This is a genomic window from Sulfitobacter sp. 1A13368 (assembly GCF_043557275.1).
Taxonomy (GTDB): domain Bacteria; phylum Pseudomonadota; class Alphaproteobacteria; order Rhodobacterales; family Rhodobacteraceae; genus Sulfitobacter; species Sulfitobacter faviae.
The window spans coordinates 1-17,839 of sequence record NZ_JBIFFR010000002.1 but is presented as its reverse complement, the minus strand read 5'-3'; the positions used below and the strand labels follow the sequence as shown (position 1 = coordinate 17,839).

Below are 17,839 nucleotides of genomic sequence, written 5' to 3'. Positions count from 1 at the left end.
GAAGCACGCATGCGGCAAATGTCCAACGCAGAAAACGCTGCCCTGATCGCCTCAACCAGTAATCGGCGCGTCGGATTTGATTTGCCGCAGGATCACATTCGTCGTGGCCGAATTGACTGCGGGATGCAGGAACAAAAAGCTCTCCAAAAAGGCGTTATAGGCGTCGATATCGCGGCACAGCACGCGCAGGTGATAATCCGCTTGGCCCGTGGTGGCGAAACATTCCGTCACCTCTGTCCGACTTTGGATCGCGCGGATAAAACTGGCGAGGGCCGAGGCATCATGCCGGGTCAGATGCACATGCACCATCGCCTCGAACCCCAGCCCCATCGCCTTGGGGTCGACCACGGCGGCGTAGCGTTTGATCACCCCCGCCTGCTCCAACGCCTTGACCCGCCGCCAGCAGGCAGAAGCGGATATGTTCAGCTTTTCGGCCAGCTGTGCGTTGGGCAGGCGCGAATCCTGCTGGAGCAGGAAGACAAGCTGCCGGTCAGTCGCATCCATTTCACTCATCGGATAAATCTTTCATTCTGAAAAGTTATTTCGGATAATTTATCCGTGCAACCGCGACAAAGCCAGCAGAATGGGTGCAAAAATTCGCGCATCCTGCGGTATACTTCCCAGTGAGGAGTACCCCATGACAGAACAACCGCGCGAATTTACCACTTATAAACTTGATGACCGCTATGATCAGACCGAAGGCCGCGTCTTTCTGACCGGGACGCAGGCGCTGGTGCGCATTATGCTGGATCAGGCCCGGCGTGATCGCGCAGCGGGGTTGAACACCGCCGGTTTCGTCTCAGGCTACCGTGGCTCGCCTCTGGGCGGGCTCGATCTGGAATACTGGCGCATCAAGGACCGCGTGGCCGAGGCGGGCGTGAAATTCCTTCCCGCGGTGAACGAAGACCTCGGCGCCACCGCGGTCTTGGGCGCGCAGCAGGCCCATCTCGACCCGCAGGCGGATGTCGAGGGCGTCTTCTCCATGTGGTACGGCAAGGGCCCGGGAGTGGACCGCTCGGGCGACGCGCTGAAACACGGCAACGCCTATGGCTCCGCGCCCAAGGGCGGTGTGCTGGTGGTGGCGGGCGACGACCACGGCTGCGTGTCGTCGTCGATGCCGCACCAGTCAGACGTGGGCTTCATGTCGTGGTTCATGCCAACGCTGAACCCGGCTTCCGTCGCCGAATACCAAGCCTTCGGCGAATACGGCATCGCGCTGTCGCGTTTCTCGGGCACATGGGTCGGCTTCAAGGCGATCTCGGAAACCGTGGAGAGCGGCGCCTCGGTCGAGCTGACCCCGGACCGGGTGTTCAAGCAACCTGACTACACCGCCCCTCCGGGCGGGCTGCATGTGCGCTTAGGCGATCTCCCCTCCCCCGAGATCGAGACGCGGCTGCACCATAAGCTCGACGCGGTGCAGGCCTTCATGCGCGCCAACCCGATCGACCGGCATATCTACGAGACGCAGGACGCTTCCTTTGGCATCGTCACCACCGGCAAGGGCCATCTCGACACGATGGAGGCGCTGCGGCTTCTGGGCCTCGACGAGGCCGCCTGCCGCCGTCTGGGCATCGACATCTACAAGATCGGCATGGTCTGGCCGCTGGCGCTGGACGACGCGCTCGACTTCGTGAAGGGCAAGCGCGAAGTGCTTGTGATCGAAGAGAAACGCGGCATCATCGAGAGCCAGTTCAAAGAGGCTTTCTACGACTGGCCCGGCTCCAAACCCGCGCGGATGGTCGGCAAGCACGACGAGAACCTAGAGGAACTGGTGCCCTGGACCGGGGAGCTGTCGCCGCTGAAGCTGGTGCCGATCATCGCCGCGCGCCTCGATGCCTTCTTCCCCGAAGAGAAGTTGCTCGAAAAAGCCCGCACGCTGACCGACCAGCCGCCCGTGCTGCTGAACGTCGAGGGCGCCACCCGCACCCCTTATTTCTGCTCCGGCTGCCCGCATAACTCCTCCACCAAGCTGCCGGTGGGGTCGAAGGCCAACTCCGGCATTGGCTGCCATGTCATGGCCTCCTGGATGGACCGCGAGACGGCGGGTTTCGCCCAGATGGGCGGCGAAGGCGTGCCGTGGATCGCGACTTCGATGTTTAACGGCGGCAAACACGTCTTCCAGAACCTCGGCGAGGGCACGTGGTATCACTCCGGCTCGCTGGCGATCCGGCAGGCGGTCGCGGCGAAGACCAACATCACCTACAAGATTCTTTACAACGACGCGGTCGCGATGACCGGCGGCCAGCCGGTGGACGGCCCCGTCTCCGTCGCCGCCATCGCGCAGGCCTGCCGTGCCGAGGGTGTGGAACGCATCGCGCTGGTCTCGGACCGGCCCGAACTGCTGCCAAAGGGCGACTTCCCAGAGGGCACCACCTTCGACCATCGCGGAGATCTGGACCGTGTGCAGCGCGAGCTGCGCGAGATCCCGGGCGTCACCGTGCTGATCTACGAACAGACCTGCGCCACCGAGAAGCGCCGCAAGCGCAAGCGCGGGCTGATGGACGACCCGAAGAAATTCGTGATGATCAACGATCTGGTCTGCGAAGGCTGCGGCGATTGCAGCCTCGAGTCGAACTGCCTCAGCGTCGAGCCCAAGAAAACCGAGTTTGGCGCCAAGCGGCAGATCAACCAATCGACCTGCAACAAAGACTACTCCTGCCTCAACGGCTTCTGCCCCTCCTTCGTGACGGTCGAAGGCGGCAGCCGCCGCAAGCGCTCCGGCGCGGGGCTGGATGTGGCGGGGCTCTCGGCGCAGCTTCCGATGCCCGAACTGCCCAAGCTCGACCAGCCCTTCAACCTGCTGGTGACCGGCGTCGGCGGCACCGGCGTGGTGACCGTGGGCGCGCTCATCACCATGGCCGCGCATCTCGAGGGGCTGGGCTCTAGCGTCCTCGACTTCACGGGTTTCGCGCAGAAGTTCGGCACCGTGCTGGGCTATGTCCGTCTGGCGAAACGGCCCGAGGAGGTGCATCAGGTGCGCATCGATCAGGGCGGCGCCGACGCGGTGATCGGCTGCGACATGGTTGTGAGTTCTGCGCCGAAGGCATCCGCCCACTACCGGCGCGGGACGCAGATCGTGCTGAACCGCGCCGAGATGCCCACCGGCGATCTGGTGCTGAACCGCGACGCCGAGTTGCGCATCGACGACCGCGAGGCGGTGATCGCGCAGGCCGTGGGGGCCGAGAACCTCGCGGCCTTCGACGCCAACGCCATGGCCGAGAAGCTGATGGGCGACGCGGTGTTCGCCAATGTGATGATGCTCGGTTTCGCTTGGCAGAAGGGTCTCGTGCCGGTCTCGCTCACAGCGCTTGAGCAGGCAATCGAATTGAACGGTGTTGTTCCGGACAAGAACCGCGCCGCCTTTGGCTTTGGCCGGGTCATGGCGGGCAACCCGCAGGCGATCAAGGCGCATTTCGCCCCCGCGCCTGCACCCGACGACAGTGTCGAAGGCCTGATCGCGCGGCGGATGGAATTCCTCACCGGCTACCAGAACGCCGCCTATGCCCAGCGCTACAAGGCCAAGCTCGATGCGCTGGAGGGCAAGCTGCCCGAAGGCTCCGACGACCTGATGCGCGCGGCGGCGAAATCGCTGTTCAAGCTGATGGCCTACAAGGACGAATACGAGGTCGCACGCCTGCACCGGCAAAGCGGTTTCGAGGAGCGCATCGCCGATACGTTCGAGGGCGACTACAAGGTGCATTATCACCTTGCCCCGCCCGCTTGGCCCACTGGCACGGATGGCCGCGGACGCCCCAACAAGCGCAAGTTCGGCCCGTGGATGGGCCGCGCCTTTGACCTTCTGGCGGCGATGAAACCGCTGCGCGGCACATGGGCCGACCCGTTCAGCTACGGCGCCGACCGCAAGCTCGAGGTCGGCCTGATCGGCTGGTACGAGGAGGTCATGGAAAAGGCCCCCGCCCTGCCCCATGACGCGGCGCTGGCGGTGCTTTCCGCACCGATGGAAATCCGCGGCTACGGCCCCGTGAAAGAGGCCGCAGCCGAGAAGGTGCAGGCCGAAGTGGCCGCGCGCCTAGGCTAAGAGCGTCGTCGAGAAATCACCGCGCAGCCCGGCCTCGAGCAATTCGAGGTCGGGCGAGCAGTCGCTATATTGCGCCACCATGCCCGGCGGGATGACGAAGGCATCGCCTGCCTCCAATTGGCGCGGCTCCTGCCCTTCGGTGTTCAGGGTCATGCTGCCTTCCATCACGAAGCTGAAGTGAATGTCCGCGTCGTGCTTCGCGGGCGGCGGCGTGCCGCCGTCGAAACGCGCCACCTGAATGCCGGCCACGCCCTTGGTGCCCTTGGTGATCCCGGTGTCGCGCGCGACGAAGCCCGGGATGCGGAAGGGCTGCCACGCGGCCCCTTCCTTCACGTGATGCACGAAGGTCTGGCCCTCCCATTCGCGGGCCGGATCGCCTTTGCCGTTGGGCAGGGTCATCTCGTGGTCGATGGTGGTGACATGTTCCGCAGGCACGCCGATCTCGATTACCTCGATCGAGGGCGAGGCCTCGACCACGCGATGGCGGATGCCCGGCGGCTGGGTCACGCAATCCCCGGCATGGAGCCGGATCACATCGCCCTGATCCTCGTAGAGCACATCAACCCAGCCCCGGTAGCAATAGATCAGCTGGAAGCCCACGGTATGGTAATGCACCATATCCGGCACCGGCCCGCCGTCGGGGATGCGAATATGGCTGGCGATGATCGAGCCGCCGAGGCGCGAGGGGATGAGATCGCGGTAGTGCATCCCCGCGCGACCAATCACCCATGGGGCCTCATCCGCCAGCCGCCGCACGGCAAACTCATGCTGCGTCTGGGGCTGGTCCACGCGGGGGCTACGCGGCAGGATCTCGATCTTCGTGCCATTGGGCGCAGTGAGTTCCCGCTGGCCCTCTGCGATACTGTCGGGCGCATCGGTCAGCAGGCGCAGATGCCCCGGCGCCACATCCGCCCCCCGCTCAAGCCTCACGCGCACCCCATGACCCGAAAAACTGGCCACCGAAGGATCATCCGCGGGAAAGATCGTCTCAAGCCGCATGCCCAGCACTTTGGTGAAGAAAGGCAGATCCTCCCTAAGCTCCCGCGTGGGCAACAAGAATTCCGCCAAAACATCATCGGGCAAACGCATTTAACTCATCCTCTTCACGTATCGCGCCGCAGTTGAGCGCGCGACAGGCAAAGCGTCAACTGGGCGTTACGCACCACAGCCGATAAAGTTCCCCCGCTCGCTCATTTTCGGCTCGCGAGTCGCAGCGTGAAATTCGCGCGATCACAAGAACCGCAAATTCTCGCCCCGATTTCGCACCCTCACGCGCCCAATAGCGCCTGAAAGCCTGCACAATTTCCACGCAATCACCTCCCGTAATGCGGGAAAGCAAGGGGCCACGGCCATCTCTCTTCGCCAATTCAATGGTTTCGCGAGGCTTCAAAATATGGTTAATAATTTATGCAACGGCACAAGGTATTGGTGCAGAAGCGTCACAATTTCGCCGGGTTTATACGACTAGATATGAACAGATTATAAAGACACCCGGACTGCCCGTCTGCCCCACGAAAGAGGTGCCAAAAATGAAAATTCTTGCTGTCGACGATGACCCATTTATCCGCGAATTGCTGCCCGTTGTTTTCCGCGAAGCCGAGTACCCCCATTTGACATTGGCCGCCTCCGGCGCTGCCGCTCTGGAACTGCTCGAAACCACCAAAGAACACTTCGACTGCCTGCTCTTGGACATCGAGATGCCCGAGATGGACGGCATCACCCTATGCCGCCGCATTCGCACGCTGGAAGCCTATCAAGACACGCCAATCCTAATGGTGACCTCGCGCGCCGACGCGACTGCGATCGAAAGCGCCTTTGCCGCCGGGGCCAACGACTATGTGACCAAACCTTTTGACGTGAAGGACATTGCAACCCGCGTGCATATCGCCGAGCGCATGTTGGAGAACACCCAACGCGCCCCGCGCCTTGACCCGCAGCATTTGAAAGACGCGGGCGAGCCCGGTGTCCACGACTTCGCGCTGGCCGATCCTGTGCATATCAATGGGGTCGATCAATTGGTGCTGCCCTTCTCCTTGGGCAATTACCTGTCGCAGCTTTCACGCCAACACCTTGATATATGTCAGGTTTTCGCGGCAAAAATCGAACACATCGATGAGCTTTACGCGACCTGCAACACCGCCGAATTCGCCCGCGCCATCGCCGCTGCGGCCGAGGCCATCGCGCGCGTGGTCGATTGCCCCCAACTGCTGATGACCCATAACGGATCTGGCACGCTCTTGTGCATCGTGACAGGTGACAGCCTGCCCGCGTGGCCCGAGATCGAGGTGCTCATCCAAGGGGAGCTGGACGGCATGGACCTGCGCCATGGCGACAACAGCCCGATGGCGGTGATGCTCTCCGTCGGTGGCCCGATCCAGCCCAATGCCAGCCGCACTCAGCGGGTCAGAAAGACATTCGACCGTGCCATTCGCCGCGTGGCGATGCGGCAGAAGGTCAAGCTCGACACCCCCCCGACCGAGAAACCCTCCGTCTCCGCCGCCCATTGACGACAAGGCAATTGCCTCAGGAAAAACCCGCCTCATGGGCGGGTTTTCGCATTCAGTTGATGGGGAATTGCACCAAACAGCGTTCGGCGATGCGGCGGTAATCCTCAAGCGTGTCAGGCACGCTGCGCCGATCGCGCATCACCTCCATCGCCGCGCGTTTCTGCGCCCAGGTCCCCTCAACATGGCGGTCGAGAATGCGCACGGTCACGCCCAGCATCACATTCTTCTCCCCCTCGCCAATCAACTCCGCCGCGGAAAGTGCCACGGCCGTCAGCGCCAACGTATTGGCGCAGCGCAGCGCCGCGGCTTCGCGCCCCTCATAGACCCGCGTGCCCGCCTCGGCCGCGCCAGAAGAGGCCACGAGCGAAGAGGTCGACAAAACGGAACAGACGGCTGCTGTCAGAACGAACCGGCGCGCCACCTCAAAAGACCTTGAAGGTCATCGTGGTCAAAGACCGCTCGATGCCTTCGATGTCCAACAGATTGTCATTGATGTAGACGCCCACATCTTCGCCCTTCGGAATATAAAGCTTCATCAAAAGATCATATTCGCCTGAGGTGGAATAAAGTTCGGAATGGATTTCGCGCAGGGCGATCTCTTCGGCCACACGATAGGTCGTGCCCGGTCGGCAGCGGATCTGGATGAATACGCAGGTGGTCATGTCGCGCCTCTTTCTGGGATTTGGTTCAAGCTGACATATGGGCCCTGCCCCCGCAATCCCCGATCGCGCTGTCCCTGCTCAAAGGCGTTTCACCGCTTGGGCTTGGCGCGGCGGCAGGCCCTGCTATAAGGGCGCAGCAATTGCCTTCGGAGATGCCCCATGCGTCGCAGCACCCTGACCCGCACCACTGCCGAAACCGACATCACGGTCGAGATCAACCTCGACGGCACCGGCAGCTATGACAATGAAACCGGCGTCGGTTTCTTTGACCATATGCTCGACCAACTCTCGCGCCACTCGCTGATCGACATCAAGGTGCGTGCCAAGGGCGATCTGCACATCGACGATCACCACACCGTCGAAGACGTCGGCATCACGCTGGGCCAAGCACTGACCCAAGCGCTCGGCGACAAACGCGGCATCCGCCGCTACGGATCCTGCCTGCTGGCGATGGACGACGCACAAATCCGCTGCGCGCTCGACCTCTCCGCGCGGCCCTTTCTGATTTGGAACGTGGATTTCCCCACCAGCAGCATCGGCAAGTTCGACACCGAACTGGTCCGCGAGTTCTTCCAGGCGTTCAGCACCCATGGCGGCATCACCTTACATGTCGACGCGCTCCACGGGTTCAACAGCCACCACATCGCCGAAGCCGCTTTCAAATCCGTTGCCCGCGCCCTGCGCGAAGCGGTCGAGACCGACCCGCGCAAAGCGGACGCCATCCCCTCGACCAAGGGTGCCTTGTAAACCAATGCTGACAGCAATCATCGACTACGAATCCGGCAACCTGCACTCCGCGCATAAAGCCTTCGAGCGTATGGCCCGCGAGCATGACGCAGGCAAAGTCACGGTGACCTCGGATGCCGAGGTCGTAGCCCGCGCTGACCGTCTGGTTCTTCCCGGCGATGGCGCTTTCCCGGCCTGTATGGCCGCCCTGAAAGGGGCCGGCGGCCTCTATGACGCGATGGTCGAGGCGGTCGAGGAAAAAGGCCGCCCCTTCCTCGGCATCTGCGTCGGCATGCAGCTGATGGCCAGCATGGGCCGCGAATATGAAGACACCCCCGGTTTGGGCTGGATCGGTGGCGAGGTGACCCAGATCACCCCGAAAGACCCGAAGCTCAAAGTCCCCCATATGGGCTGGAACGACTTGGTGATTGATCACGACCACGCGGTCTTCGACGGGCTGCAAACCAGCGATCACACCTATTTCGTGCACAGCTACCATATGGCCGTCGCCAACCCCGCCGAACGTCTGGCCCATGTCGACTACGGCAGCGAAGTCACGGCGATCATCGGCCGCGACACGATGCTGGGCATGCAGTTTCACCCAGAGAAAAGCCAAACCACCGGCCTGCGGCTGATCTCGAACTTCCTGACTTGGGCGCCTTAACCCGCGCCGCGCCTGTTGAAACGTCGGAAGGTATTTAAGAAAGGATGAAGATGAAGAAAGACCCTCTTCATCTTCATCCTTTCTTAAATACCTCTGCGCTGCGCTTTCCTCACGCAAAACGCAAGGAAGGCGCGAAGTTCTGGCTCCGCGCCTTCTAACCTTGGCAGAGGTGAACTGCGCTTACTTGATGCGCGCCCAGGTCTGTTTCGAGCAGATCAGCCCACCCGCGACGCAGCCCGAGAGTTTCAGCGAGTTGCCTGAGACGTCCATCTTCCCAATGTAGATTTTGCCGTTTGACGGGCGCCAAACCTTACCGGCGTATTTGCCGCCGCCCTGAGGCTTCATGTCGATTACAAGCGTCTTGCCGATATTGGGGGATTTGTATTCGCCGCTGTCGTTGAAGGTGCGCGCGATGGTGCCGCAGATCGCCCCGCCGCAGGGGGCCATTTTGACGTGGGCATAGGCGCCGTCATCCACTTGGGTTTTCCACGTGCCGACTGCCGGATCCGCGGCATGGGCGGCGCCGGTCAGGCCAAGGCCCAGAAGAGCCGCTGCAAAAAGCTGTTTCATGATCTCTCCTCCCGATCTGGCTTTAGTGTTAGCCACAACTTTCAATCGGGCAAGACTGACCTAGGGTCGCGTTGCAAAATCCCTGGCGACGTGCAAAAGGAAAGCGACTTCTCTAACAAGGGCCCGGCCATGATCCTTTACCCCGCTATCGATCTCAAAGACGGTCAGGCCGTGCGCCTTGTGCATGGCGACATGGACCGTGCCACCGTTTTTAACGACGATCCCGCCGCACAGGCGCTTAGCTTTGTCGAAGCGGGCTGTGATTGGCTGCATCTCGTTGACCTCAATGGCGCTTTTTCCGGGACCCCGGTGAACGCCGCCCCGGTGGAGGCGATTTTGAAAGCCTGCAAAGTGCCTGCGCAATTGGGCGGGGGCATTCGCGATATGGCGACGATCGAGGGCTGGTTGGATAAGGGGCTCGCGCGGGTCATTCTGGGCACCGTCGCGGTTGAGAACCCCGAACTGGTCCGCGAGGCGGCGCGCGCCTTTCCCGGGCAAGTTGCTGTGGGGATCGACGCACGGAATGGAAAGGTCGCGACCAAGGGTTGGGCGACGGAGACCGATGTGATGGCCACCGACCTCGCGAAATCCTTTGAGGACGCGGGCGTGGCCGCAATCATCTACACTGACATCATGCGCGATGGCGCGATGGGCGGGCCGAATGTAGAAGCGACAGCCGATCTGGCGCGGGCCGTTTCGATCCCGGTGATTGCCTCGGGCGGGGTGTCATCGCTCGAAGACTTGGGCGCGTTGCGGGACACCGGGGTCATCGAGGGCGCGATCTCGGGGCGCGCGCTTTATGATGGCGCGATTGATCTGGCCGAAGCCATGAAGATGTTGAAGGGCTGAGCCATGCTAAAGACCCGCATCATCCCCTGTCTCGACGTGGCCGATGGCCGTGTGGTCAAGGGTGTGAACTTCGTCGGCCTGCGTGATGCGGGCGATCCGGTGGATGCCGCGATTGCCTATGATGCGGCGGGGGCGGATGAGCTTTGTTTTCTCGACATCCACGCCACCCATGAGAACCGCGGCACGATGTTCGATCTGGTTACCCGCACCGCTGAGCATTGCTATATCCCGCTGACCGTGGGCGGCGGCGTGCGGACCGTGGCGGATGTGCGGGCCTTGCTGCTGGCGGGGGCCGATAAGGTCAGCTTCAACTCCGCCGCCGTGGCGAACCCGGATGTGATCGCCGAAGCGGCGGATCACTTTGGCAGCCAGTGCATCGTCTGCGCGATTGACGCCAAGACCGTAAGCCCCGGCAAATGGGAGATTTTCACCCATGGCGGGCGTAAGCCCACGGGCATCGATGCCGTGGAATTTGCCCGCACCGTGGCCGCCAAGGGCGCCGGGGAAATCCTGCTGACCTCGATGGACCGCGATGGCACCAAACAGGGGTTCAACCTGCCCCTGACCCGCGCCATTTCCGATGCCGTATCGGTGCCGGTGATCGCCTCCGGTGGGGTCGGTAATTTGGATCATCTCGTGGACGGGGTGATCGAAGGGGGTGCCTCGGCGGTGCTGGCAGCCTCGATCTTTCACTTTGGCGAATATACCGTGCAGGAGGCCAAACAGCATATGGCCGCCGCTGGCATTCCAATGAGGCTTTCATGACGCTTGATGACCTTTACGCCACCATTCTGAGCCGCAAAAGCGCCGATCCGTCAAGCAGTTGGACCGCGCAACTGCTGGCCAACGGGCCAGAGAAATGCGCCGAAAAGTTCGGCGAAGAGGCGGTCGAAGCGATCATTGAGGCGGTGAAGGATGACCGCAAAGGTCTGACCTCGGAAGCCGCCGATGTGCTCTACCACCTGTTGGTGATGCTGGCCGCGCGGGATGTGCCGCTAGGCGATGTGCTGAATGAGTTGGCGCGGCGGCAATCGACCTCCGGCATTGCCGAAAAGGCCGCGCGGAAATAATCAGCCCATAAGGCGTGGGATTTCCACCTTGGGGCAGCGGTCTTGGATCACATCCACGCCGCGTGCTTCGGCCTTGGCCGCCGCTTCAGCATTGGTGATGCCCATTTGCATCCAGATGGTCTCAAGCTCGGGAAAAGCCTCCAGCGCTTCGTCCACGACGGGGGGCACATCCTCGGACCGGCGGAAAATATCGACCATTTGCACCGGCGGGTCGATTTCGGCCAGAGTGGCGACAATAGTCTTGCCAAAGACCTCCTTGCCCGCGTGCACCGGGTTTACCGGCACCACGTCATACCCTTTTTGCGCAAGGTATTCAGCCACATAGTGGCTGGGCCGCGCAGGGTTGGGGGAGACACCGACCACCGCGATGCGGCGGGTGCGGGTGAGGACGTCTTTGATCAATGCATCTGTCATAGGCTGAACTTAAGCGCCTGCGCGCGGGTTTCAACGGCTTAATGACGTGGCGTCAAGCCTGCCGCCCCCTGCCCGCGATTGGCAAGGCCGCGGCGATTGCATAGGCTCGCCCCAAAGGGCCGCCTGCGGAGGAACCGGGCGGCACCGCAAACCATCATCACCGGGAGCATAGGATGATCGATCAGACCTTGGATATGAACAATCTCGAAATGTCGGAGAAGGCCAAGCCACTGCTGGCGGCGGTCATCAAGCACATCCGCGAGAATGTCGATCCGATCACCGAGGAGTTCTTTCGCCTTGGCGAAGGCCGCGCCGACCGCTGGTCCTATGCGCCCGGTCAGTTGGAATTGCTCGACGGGGCCAAGCAAAAAGCGCGGGAGGCGGGATTGTGGAACTTCTTCCTGCCCAATGCCGAAACCGGTGAAGGGCTGGCGAACCTTGATTACGCCTATATCGCCGCCGAATTGGGCAAAAGCCCGCTGGCGCCGGAAAGCCTGAACTGCTCCGCCCCGGATACCGGCAATATGGAGGTGTTGGAACGCGTCGGCACGCCTGAACAGAAAGAGCGCTGGCTGAAGCCGCTGCTGGCCGGCGAAATCCGCTCGGCCTTTGCCATGACAGAGCCTGATGTCGCTTCTTCGGATGCGCGCAACATCTCCACCAGTGCTGTGCTGGATGGCGACGATTGGGTGATCAATGGCGAGAAATTCTATATCTCCGGCGCGGGCGATCCGCGTTGCAAAATCATGATCGTCATGGTGAAAACCTCACCCGAGGCCGAGACTTTCCGCCAGCAGAGCCAAATTCTTGTGCCCATGGACACGCCGGGGGTGGAAATCCTCGGCCCGATGCATGTCTTTGGGCATGACGACGCCCCGCATGGGCATATGCATATCCGTTTCACCGATGTGCGCGTGCCGCGCGAAAACGTGCTTTGGGGCGAAGGGCGTGGGTTCGAGATCAGTCAGGTGCGGCTTGGGCCGGGGCGGATTCACCACTGCATGCGCTCGATCGGGGCGGCGGAAAAGGCGCTGGACCTGCTGATCGAACGCGGGCTGGGGCGCGAGGCTTTTGGCAAGAAGATCATCGACCTTGGCAAGAACATGGAAACGATCAGCCGCGCGCGGATCGACATCGAAGCCATGCGCCTGATGGTGCTGAAAGCGGCCAAGGCGATGGATGTCTTGGGCAATAAAGAGGCGCGCATCTGGGTCAGCATGATCAAGGCGCTGGTGCCGGAAAAGGCCTGCGAGATCATCGACGCCTCTATGCAGGTGCATGGGGCGACGGGGATGAGCCAGTGGAGCCCGCTTTCGGGCATGTACACATGGCAGCGTGCGCTGCGCTTTGCCGACGGGCCGGATGAAGTGCACCATCAGGTGATCGCCCGGGCCGAGGTGAAGGCCTTTCAGGCGTCGAACGCGCGCGGCTCTGGCAGCGACAGCTGATATGGATCTCGCGGGCCGCGTCATCGTCATCAGCGGGGCCGCCAGCGGCATCGGGCGGGCCTTGGCGCTGCGCTTTGCCAAGGAAGCACCTGCGCATATCATCTGCGTGGACATCGACAGCGCGGGGGCCGAGGCGACGGCGGCTGAGGTCGGCGGCACGGCCTTCCGCGTCGATGTCGCGCGGGAGGCGGAGATCGCCGCGCTGATCGCCACCGTCGAGCGTGACATCGGGCCGATTGATCTTTTCTGCTCTAACGCCGGTATCTCGGTCGAGGGCGGCGTCGAGGTGCCGGATGCCGAGTGGCAGCGCATTTGGGAGATCAACGTGATGAGCCATGTGCGCGCGGCGCGCCATCTGGTGCCGCTGATGCGGGCGCGCGGGGGTGGCTATCTGCTCAACACCGCCTCAGCGGCGGGGCTGCTCAATCAGGTCGGCGCGGCGCCCTATGGGGTGACAAAACACGCCGCCGTCGGCCTCGCCGAATGGCTGGCGATGAGCTATGGCGACGACGGAATCAAGGTCTCTGTGCTCTGCCCGCAGGCAGTCCGGACTGAGATGATGCGCGGGTTGGAGGACCATGTCGCCGCGATTGACGGCATGTTGGAGCCTGAGCCGGTGGCCGAAGCCTGCGTGCAGGCGATCCGCGATGAGGTCTTTCTGGTGCTGCCGCATCCGCAGGTGCGCGACTATATGCAAGGCAAGGCGCAGGATTACGACCGCTGGATCGGCGGAATGCGCAAGCTGAACCGGCGCTTTGGGGCGGCGAAAGACAGCTAGCGGCCCCTAGCTCTCCCCCTTGGGCCGGATCGGGCGCAGCAGCCCCTCCTGCGCCACGCTCGCCACCAACTGCCCGTTTTGATTGTAGATCATCCCACGATTGAACCCCCGCGCGCCGCCGGTGAACGGCGCGTCGAGCGCATAGACGTGCCATTCGTCAAAGCGGATCGGCGCGTGAAACCACATGGCGTGATCAAGGCTGGCCGTCATTACCTTGCCCTGAAACCACGTCAGCCCATGAGGCCGCAGAGAGGAGCCGAGCAGGTTCATGTCCGAGGCATAGGCCAGCAACGCGTGCTGCATCACCGGGTTCTGCCCTTCGGCGGCCCCCATGCGGAACCACAGATAGTTGCGGTCGCTGACCTTTTCCGGCGTCATGAAATCGCGCGGCTCAACCTCGCGGATCTCGATGGGGCGCTCGCGCAGGAAATCTCCGCGGTATTTCTCGGGCAGTTTTTCGGCAAAAGCCTCGCGCAATTCAGGCCGGTCGGGCCAGTTCTCAGGGGCCGAAACCTGCGGCATCTCGTGCTGCCAATCGAACCCCTCCTCTTCGACCTGAAAAGAGGCGGAGAGGTTCAGGATCTGCTTGCCATGCTGGATCGCCACCACGCGCCGGGTCGTGAAACTGCCCCCGTCGCGGGCGCGGTCGACCTGATAGATCACCGGAATTTTCGGGTCGCCGGGCCGTATGAAATAGGCATGAAGCGAATGACACGCCCGGTCTGGTACCGTCCGGTAAGCCGCCATCAGCGCCTGCGCGATGACGTGACCGCCGAAAATCCGCATTGAGGTCTCACCGCCAGCACCCGTGCCCCGAAACAGATCGACCTCAAGCTGTTCGATATCCAACAGATCAAGCAGTTGCCGCGCAGCATTGGTCATGGGTCATCCTTTCGGGCCGGGGTGTTCCGGCCCTAGCAACAGGTTTTCACCGCAAAGCTCAAGCGCCAAACGCCCCGCCGCCCGCTCAGCGGTCGCGATCCAGCGCCTCCAGCCCGTGGCGCGCAAAAACCGGGACATATTGCCCTAATTTCAACCCGTATTCGGGGTTTGAAGCATTGCCCTCCAAAGCGCGTTTCAACACACCTTGGATGATCGCCGCCATGCGGAAAAAGCAAAAGGCGAGGTAATAGCCGAAGTTGTCGATGCCCTTAAGCCCGCGCCTGCGGCAATAGGCGGCGATGAATTCGGCATCGCTGGGCAGACCAAGCGCCCTGCGGTCCACCCCGGCCAAGCCGCGCCCCTCGGCCCCCACGGGCATCTGCCACTGCATGATAACGGCGGCCAGATCGGCAAAGGGATGGCCGATGGTCGACAGTTCCCAATCCAAAACCGCACGGCAGGCGGTGCCATGGGTGTCGAAGATCATATTGTCGATCCGGTAGTCGCCATGCACCAGCGTCCGCTGCCCGTCGTCCTTGGGCAGCTCGGCGCTGAGACGCTGCATCAGCCTATCCATATCCGGCTGCGGCTCGGTCTCCGACGCGCGGTATTGTTTCGACCAGCGCGCCACCTGTCGCTCGAAATAGTTGCCGGGCGGGCCATAGTCTGGCAGCCCCGCCGCGTCGATATTAACCTCATGCAGCGCGGCCAGCACGCCATTCATCTCATCCATGACCGCGCCACGCTCTGCCGGGGTAAGCTCCGGCAGCGTGGGATCGTTGAAGTTGCGCCCCGGGACATGGTCCATGACATAGAACATCGAGCCGATGACGCTCTCGTCTTCGCAAAGCAGATGCATCCGAGCGACAGGCACCTGACTGCCCGCCAAAGCCTTCTGCACCCGAAACTCCCGATCTACTGCATGGGCCGATTTCAACAGCACCCCCGGCGGTTTGCGGCGCAGCACATAGTCATGCGCCGGGGTCGAAAGCAGGAATGTCGGGTTGGACTGCCCGGCCTGAAACTTCGTGACCTCCAGCGGCCCGGCAAAGCCCGGCAGGTTCGCCTCCAACCAGCGGCAAACGGCGTCTTCGTCTAGGGTTTGGGTATCCGTGCTCACCGTGCGAACTCCGCTGCCAACTTTGCGCCAGCGGCGCGATACTCCGCCTCGATACGGTCCACCAAGTCGGCCGCGCCGCCAATCTCTTTGACAGCGCCAATCCCCTGCCCCGCGCCCCAAATTTCCTTCCACGCCTTGGGCTTGGACGAGCCCGAGCCGAAGTTCATCGAAGAGGCATCCGCCGATGGCAGGTTGTCCGGGTCGAGCCCCGCCGCCTCAATCGATGGGCGCAGATAGTTGCCCGACACCCCGGTGAAGAGCGAAGAGGTCACAATGTCATCCGCCCCGCCCGAGACGATCATATCCTTGTAGCCCGGCACGGCGTTCGCCTCTCGCGTGGCGATGAAGGCCGAGCCCATATAGCCCAGATCGGCCCCCATGGCGCGGGCCGCCAACAGCCCCTCACCCGTGGCCAAGGCCCCGGAAAGCAGAAGCGGCCCGTCGAACCATTCGCGGATTTCGCGGATCAGCGCGAAGGGCGATTGCGGCCCCGCATGGCCCCCGGCCCCCGCCGCCACGGCAATCAGCCCATCCGCGCCCTTCTCAATCGCCTTGCGCGCGAAACGGTTGTTGATGACGTCATGCAGCGTCACGCCGCCACAGGAATGTGCGGCCTCATTCACCTCAACCCGCGCGCCGAGCGAGGTGATCCAGATCGGCACCTTATGTTTGACGCAGATCTCAAGATCCCGCTCCAACCGCGCGTTCGACCGATGCACGATCTGGTTCACCGCGAAAGGGGCCGCGGGCCGATCGGGGTTCTCCTGATTGTGCTTGTCCAAGGCTTCGGTGATCTGGGTCAACCAAGCATCCAACAACGGCGGCTCCCCCTCGGCCTCCCGCGCGTTCAGCGCCGGGAAAGACCCGACGATCCCCGCCTTGCACTGCGCGATGACCAGCTCGGGCCCCGAGAGAATAAACATCGGCGAGGCGACCAGCGGCAGGCGCAGGCCGCGCAGGGCTTGGGGTAGATGGCTGTCGTCACGCATATGGGGTCTCCGTTCGGGGTCTATCGTTCGGCATCACAGTGCCTTTTCAAAAATATTCGGTCCCGACATCACATTGATGCCGCCGCTGACCGGGATCACGGCCCCGGTGACATAGGCGCCGCCGCGTCCGCAGAGAAACAGCATGCAGCCCGCGATATCTTCATCCCGCCCAACACGGCCAAGCGGAACATCCTGCCCCACCGCGGCCCGCGTCTTCTCATCGCCCGTGGCGAATGCCGTCATATGCGAAACGAAGGGCCCCGGCGCCAGGGCGTTCACGGTGATCCCTTCCCCGGCTAATTCCTTGGCAAGGATTTTACTCAAATGAATGACCGCCGCTTTGGACGCGGCATAGCTATAGGCGCCGTCGCCCATCTCGCGCTCCCCCATGACCGACCCGACATTGACGATCCGCGCGGGATCATCCGCCGTGGCCCCGGCGCTAAGAAGCGGCAACAGCTTTTGCGTAAGATCGAAAAGCCCGGCGACGTTGACGCCCATGACCTTATCCCAAGCCCGGTAAGGGAACTGCCCCAAGGGCGCACCCCAAGTCACGCCCGCGTTGTTCATCAAGATATGCAGCCGATCGCTACGCGCCTGAACCTCAGCCACGAGCGCATCCACACCAGCCTCAGTCCCCACATCGCCCACGAACCCTTCGGCGCTGCCCCGCGCGCCAAGCGCATTCAGCTCATCGGCTACCGCCGCGCAGACCTCTCCGTTCCGGCTGGCCAAGAAGACCCGCGCCCCGGCCCGCACCAAAGCCTCCGCCGCCATCCGCCCGATTCCTGTGGCCCCGCCGGTGATCAAAGCGGTCTTTCCCTCCAAGCCAAAGAGCGTCTCAATATCCATGCCCCGCCTCCCAACGTCGACTGCCGCCGCTACTGTGACAGGGCTTCGGGCAGCGTCAAGCGGATGCCCAACACAGGCTCGGATAACCGGGCGTCATATGGTTCTTGCTGGTCGGGAGATTACCCCCCCCTCAAACACAAAACCGCCGCAGCTATGGGCTGCGGCGGTTTTGTTAATCTGATCATCGTAGATAGATACTGTAGTCTAGGAACTTATTAGGTTTGGCGATGACCTACTCTCCCACGTCTTAAGACGCAGTACCATCGGCG

At 62.6% G+C, this 17,839-nt stretch carries 19 protein-coding genes; 9 read left to right on the top strand and 10 right to left on the bottom strand.

The window, feature by feature from the left end; all coding sequences use genetic code 11:
- Nucleotides 1-51: 51 nt before the first annotated feature.
- Nucleotides 52-513 carry an Lrp/AsnC family transcriptional regulator gene (locus tag ACGYK4_RS03630; RefSeq protein WP_067629340.1) on the bottom strand — a complete coding sequence of 154 codons (462 nt, stop codon included), beginning with the start codon at nt 511-513 and terminating at the stop codon, nt 52-54.
- Nucleotides 514-637: 124 nt separating this feature from the next.
- On the opposite strand from ACGYK4_RS03630, the gene ACGYK4_RS03625 reads away from it, so the two are divergent.
- Nucleotides 638-4,039 (top strand): indolepyruvate ferredoxin oxidoreductase family protein, encoded by a 3,402-nt coding sequence (locus tag ACGYK4_RS03625; RefSeq protein WP_394455139.1) that lies wholly within the window; start codon nt 638-640, stop codon nt 4,037-4,039.
- Here the strand turns inward: ACGYK4_RS03625 and ACGYK4_RS03620 are convergent.
- A complete protein-coding gene (locus tag ACGYK4_RS03620) occupies nt 4,031-5,128 on the bottom strand; it encodes a cupin domain-containing protein (protein ID WP_394455137.1) in 1,098 nt (365 codons plus the stop codon). The two genes, ACGYK4_RS03625 and ACGYK4_RS03620, sit on opposite strands and share 9 nt — an antisense overlap.
- Nucleotides 5,129-5,568: 440 nt before the next feature.
- Between ACGYK4_RS03620 and ACGYK4_RS03615 the strand changes: the two genes are divergently transcribed.
- A complete protein-coding gene (locus ACGYK4_RS03615; protein WP_394455136.1) occupies nt 5,569-6,546 on the top strand; it encodes a PleD family two-component system response regulator in 978 nt (325 codons plus the stop codon).
- Between the two features lie 52 nt (nt 6,547-6,598).
- Here ACGYK4_RS03615 and ACGYK4_RS03610 read toward each other — a convergent pair whose 3' ends face one another.
- Both ACGYK4_RS03610 and ACGYK4_RS03605 read right to left on the bottom strand, forming a co-directional pair.
- Complete coding sequence (locus ACGYK4_RS03610) at nt 6,599-6,967, bottom strand: hypothetical protein (RefSeq protein WP_394455134.1); 369 nt, start codon at nt 6,965-6,967, stop codon at nt 6,599-6,601.
- 1 nt (nt 6,968) lies between these two features.
- Complete coding sequence (locus ACGYK4_RS03605) at nt 6,969-7,208, bottom strand: Lrp/AsnC family transcriptional regulator (protein ID WP_007120503.1); 240 nt, start codon at nt 7,206-7,208, stop codon at nt 6,969-6,971.
- Between the two features lie 159 nt (nt 7,209-7,367).
- Between ACGYK4_RS03605 and hisB the strand changes: the two genes are divergently transcribed.
- Both hisB and hisH read left to right on the top strand, forming a co-directional pair.
- Entirely contained in the window at nt 7,368-7,955 is a 588-nt protein-coding gene (hisB, locus tag ACGYK4_RS03600) for an imidazoleglycerol-phosphate dehydratase HisB (RefSeq protein WP_394433334.1), read from the top strand.
- 4 nt (nt 7,956-7,959) lie between these two features.
- Complete coding sequence (hisH, locus tag ACGYK4_RS03595; RefSeq protein ID WP_394433332.1) at nt 7,960-8,598, top strand: imidazole glycerol phosphate synthase subunit HisH; 639 nt, start codon at nt 7,960-7,962, stop codon at nt 8,596-8,598.
- A 180-nt stretch (nt 8,599-8,778) separates the two neighbouring features.
- Here the strand turns inward: hisH and ACGYK4_RS03590 are convergent, their stop codons facing one another.
- On the bottom strand, nt 8,779-9,168 hold the full coding sequence (locus tag ACGYK4_RS03590) for a DUF2147 domain-containing protein (protein WP_394433330.1): 390 nt from the start codon (nt 9,166-9,168) through the stop codon (nt 8,779-8,781).
- A 129-nt stretch (nt 9,169-9,297) separates the two neighbouring features.
- Here ACGYK4_RS03590 and hisA point away from each other — a divergent pair, with 129 nt between their 5' ends.
- Genes hisA through ACGYK4_RS03575 form a run of 3 tightly spaced genes read left to right on the top strand, consistent with a single transcriptional unit; the run spans nt 9,298 to nt 11,087 of the window.
- Entirely contained in the window at nt 9,298-10,017 is a 720-nt protein-coding gene (gene hisA / locus ACGYK4_RS03585; RefSeq protein ID WP_394433328.1) for a 1-(5-phosphoribosyl)-5-[(5-phosphoribosylamino)methylideneamino]imidazole-4-carboxamide isomerase, read from the top strand.
- Nucleotides 10,018-10,020: 3 nt separating this feature from the next.
- Nucleotides 10,021-10,782 (top strand): imidazole glycerol phosphate synthase subunit HisF, encoded by a 762-nt coding sequence (gene hisF / locus ACGYK4_RS03580; RefSeq protein WP_067265192.1) that lies wholly within the window; start codon nt 10,021-10,023, stop codon nt 10,780-10,782.
- Nucleotides 10,779-11,087, top strand: coding sequence for a phosphoribosyl-ATP diphosphatase (locus ACGYK4_RS03575; RefSeq protein WP_394433326.1), 309 nt, complete (start codon nt 10,779-10,781; stop codon nt 11,085-11,087). The genes hisF and ACGYK4_RS03575 overlap by 4 nt, the downstream gene beginning before the upstream one ends.
- On the opposite strand, the gene ACGYK4_RS03570 is transcribed toward ACGYK4_RS03575, so the two are convergent.
- On the bottom strand, nt 11,088-11,501 hold the full coding sequence (locus ACGYK4_RS03570) for a CoA-binding protein (protein WP_394419186.1): 414 nt from the start codon (nt 11,499-11,501) through the stop codon (nt 11,088-11,090).
- A gap of 173 nt (nt 11,502-11,674) precedes the next feature.
- Here ACGYK4_RS03570 and ACGYK4_RS03565 point away from each other — a divergent pair, with 173 nt between their 5' ends.
- Both ACGYK4_RS03565 and ACGYK4_RS03560 read left to right on the top strand, forming a co-directional pair.
- Nucleotides 11,675-12,949, top strand: a complete 1,275-nt coding sequence (locus ACGYK4_RS03565; RefSeq protein ID WP_394433324.1) for an acyl-CoA dehydrogenase family protein — start codon at nt 11,675-11,677, stop codon at nt 12,947-12,949.
- Nucleotide 12,950: 1 nt separating this feature from the next.
- Entirely contained in the window at nt 12,951-13,727 is a 777-nt protein-coding gene (locus tag ACGYK4_RS03560; protein WP_394455133.1) for an SDR family oxidoreductase, read from the top strand.
- Nucleotides 13,728-13,733: 6 nt separating this feature from the next.
- Here the strand turns inward: ACGYK4_RS03560 and ACGYK4_RS03555 are convergent, their stop codons facing one another.
- The 4 genes from ACGYK4_RS03555 to ACGYK4_RS03540 all read right to left on the bottom strand — a co-directional run bounded on the left by ACGYK4_RS03555 (nt 13,734) and on the right by ACGYK4_RS03540 (nt 17,570).
- Nucleotides 13,734-14,609, bottom strand: a complete 876-nt coding sequence (locus tag ACGYK4_RS03555; protein WP_394455131.1) for an acyl-CoA thioesterase — start codon at nt 14,607-14,609, stop codon at nt 13,734-13,736.
- 85 nt (nt 14,610-14,694) lie between these two features.
- The gene (locus ACGYK4_RS03550; protein WP_394455130.1) at nt 14,695-15,729 is read right to left on the bottom strand and encodes a phosphotransferase family protein; all 1,035 of its coding nucleotides are present in this window, start codon (nt 15,727-15,729) and stop codon (nt 14,695-14,697) included.
- Nucleotides 15,726-16,718, bottom strand: coding sequence for an NAD(P)H-dependent flavin oxidoreductase (locus ACGYK4_RS03545; RefSeq protein ID WP_394455129.1), 993 nt, complete (start codon nt 16,716-16,718; stop codon nt 15,726-15,728). The genes ACGYK4_RS03550 and ACGYK4_RS03545 overlap by 4 nt, the downstream gene beginning before the upstream one ends.
- A 33-nt stretch (nt 16,719-16,751) precedes the next feature.
- Nucleotides 16,752-17,570: an SDR family oxidoreductase gene (locus ACGYK4_RS03540; protein ID WP_394433316.1), complete on the bottom strand. Its 819-nt coding sequence runs from the start codon at nt 17,568-17,570 to the stop codon at nt 16,752-16,754.
- Between the last annotated feature and the right edge of the window lie 269 nt (nt 17,571-17,839).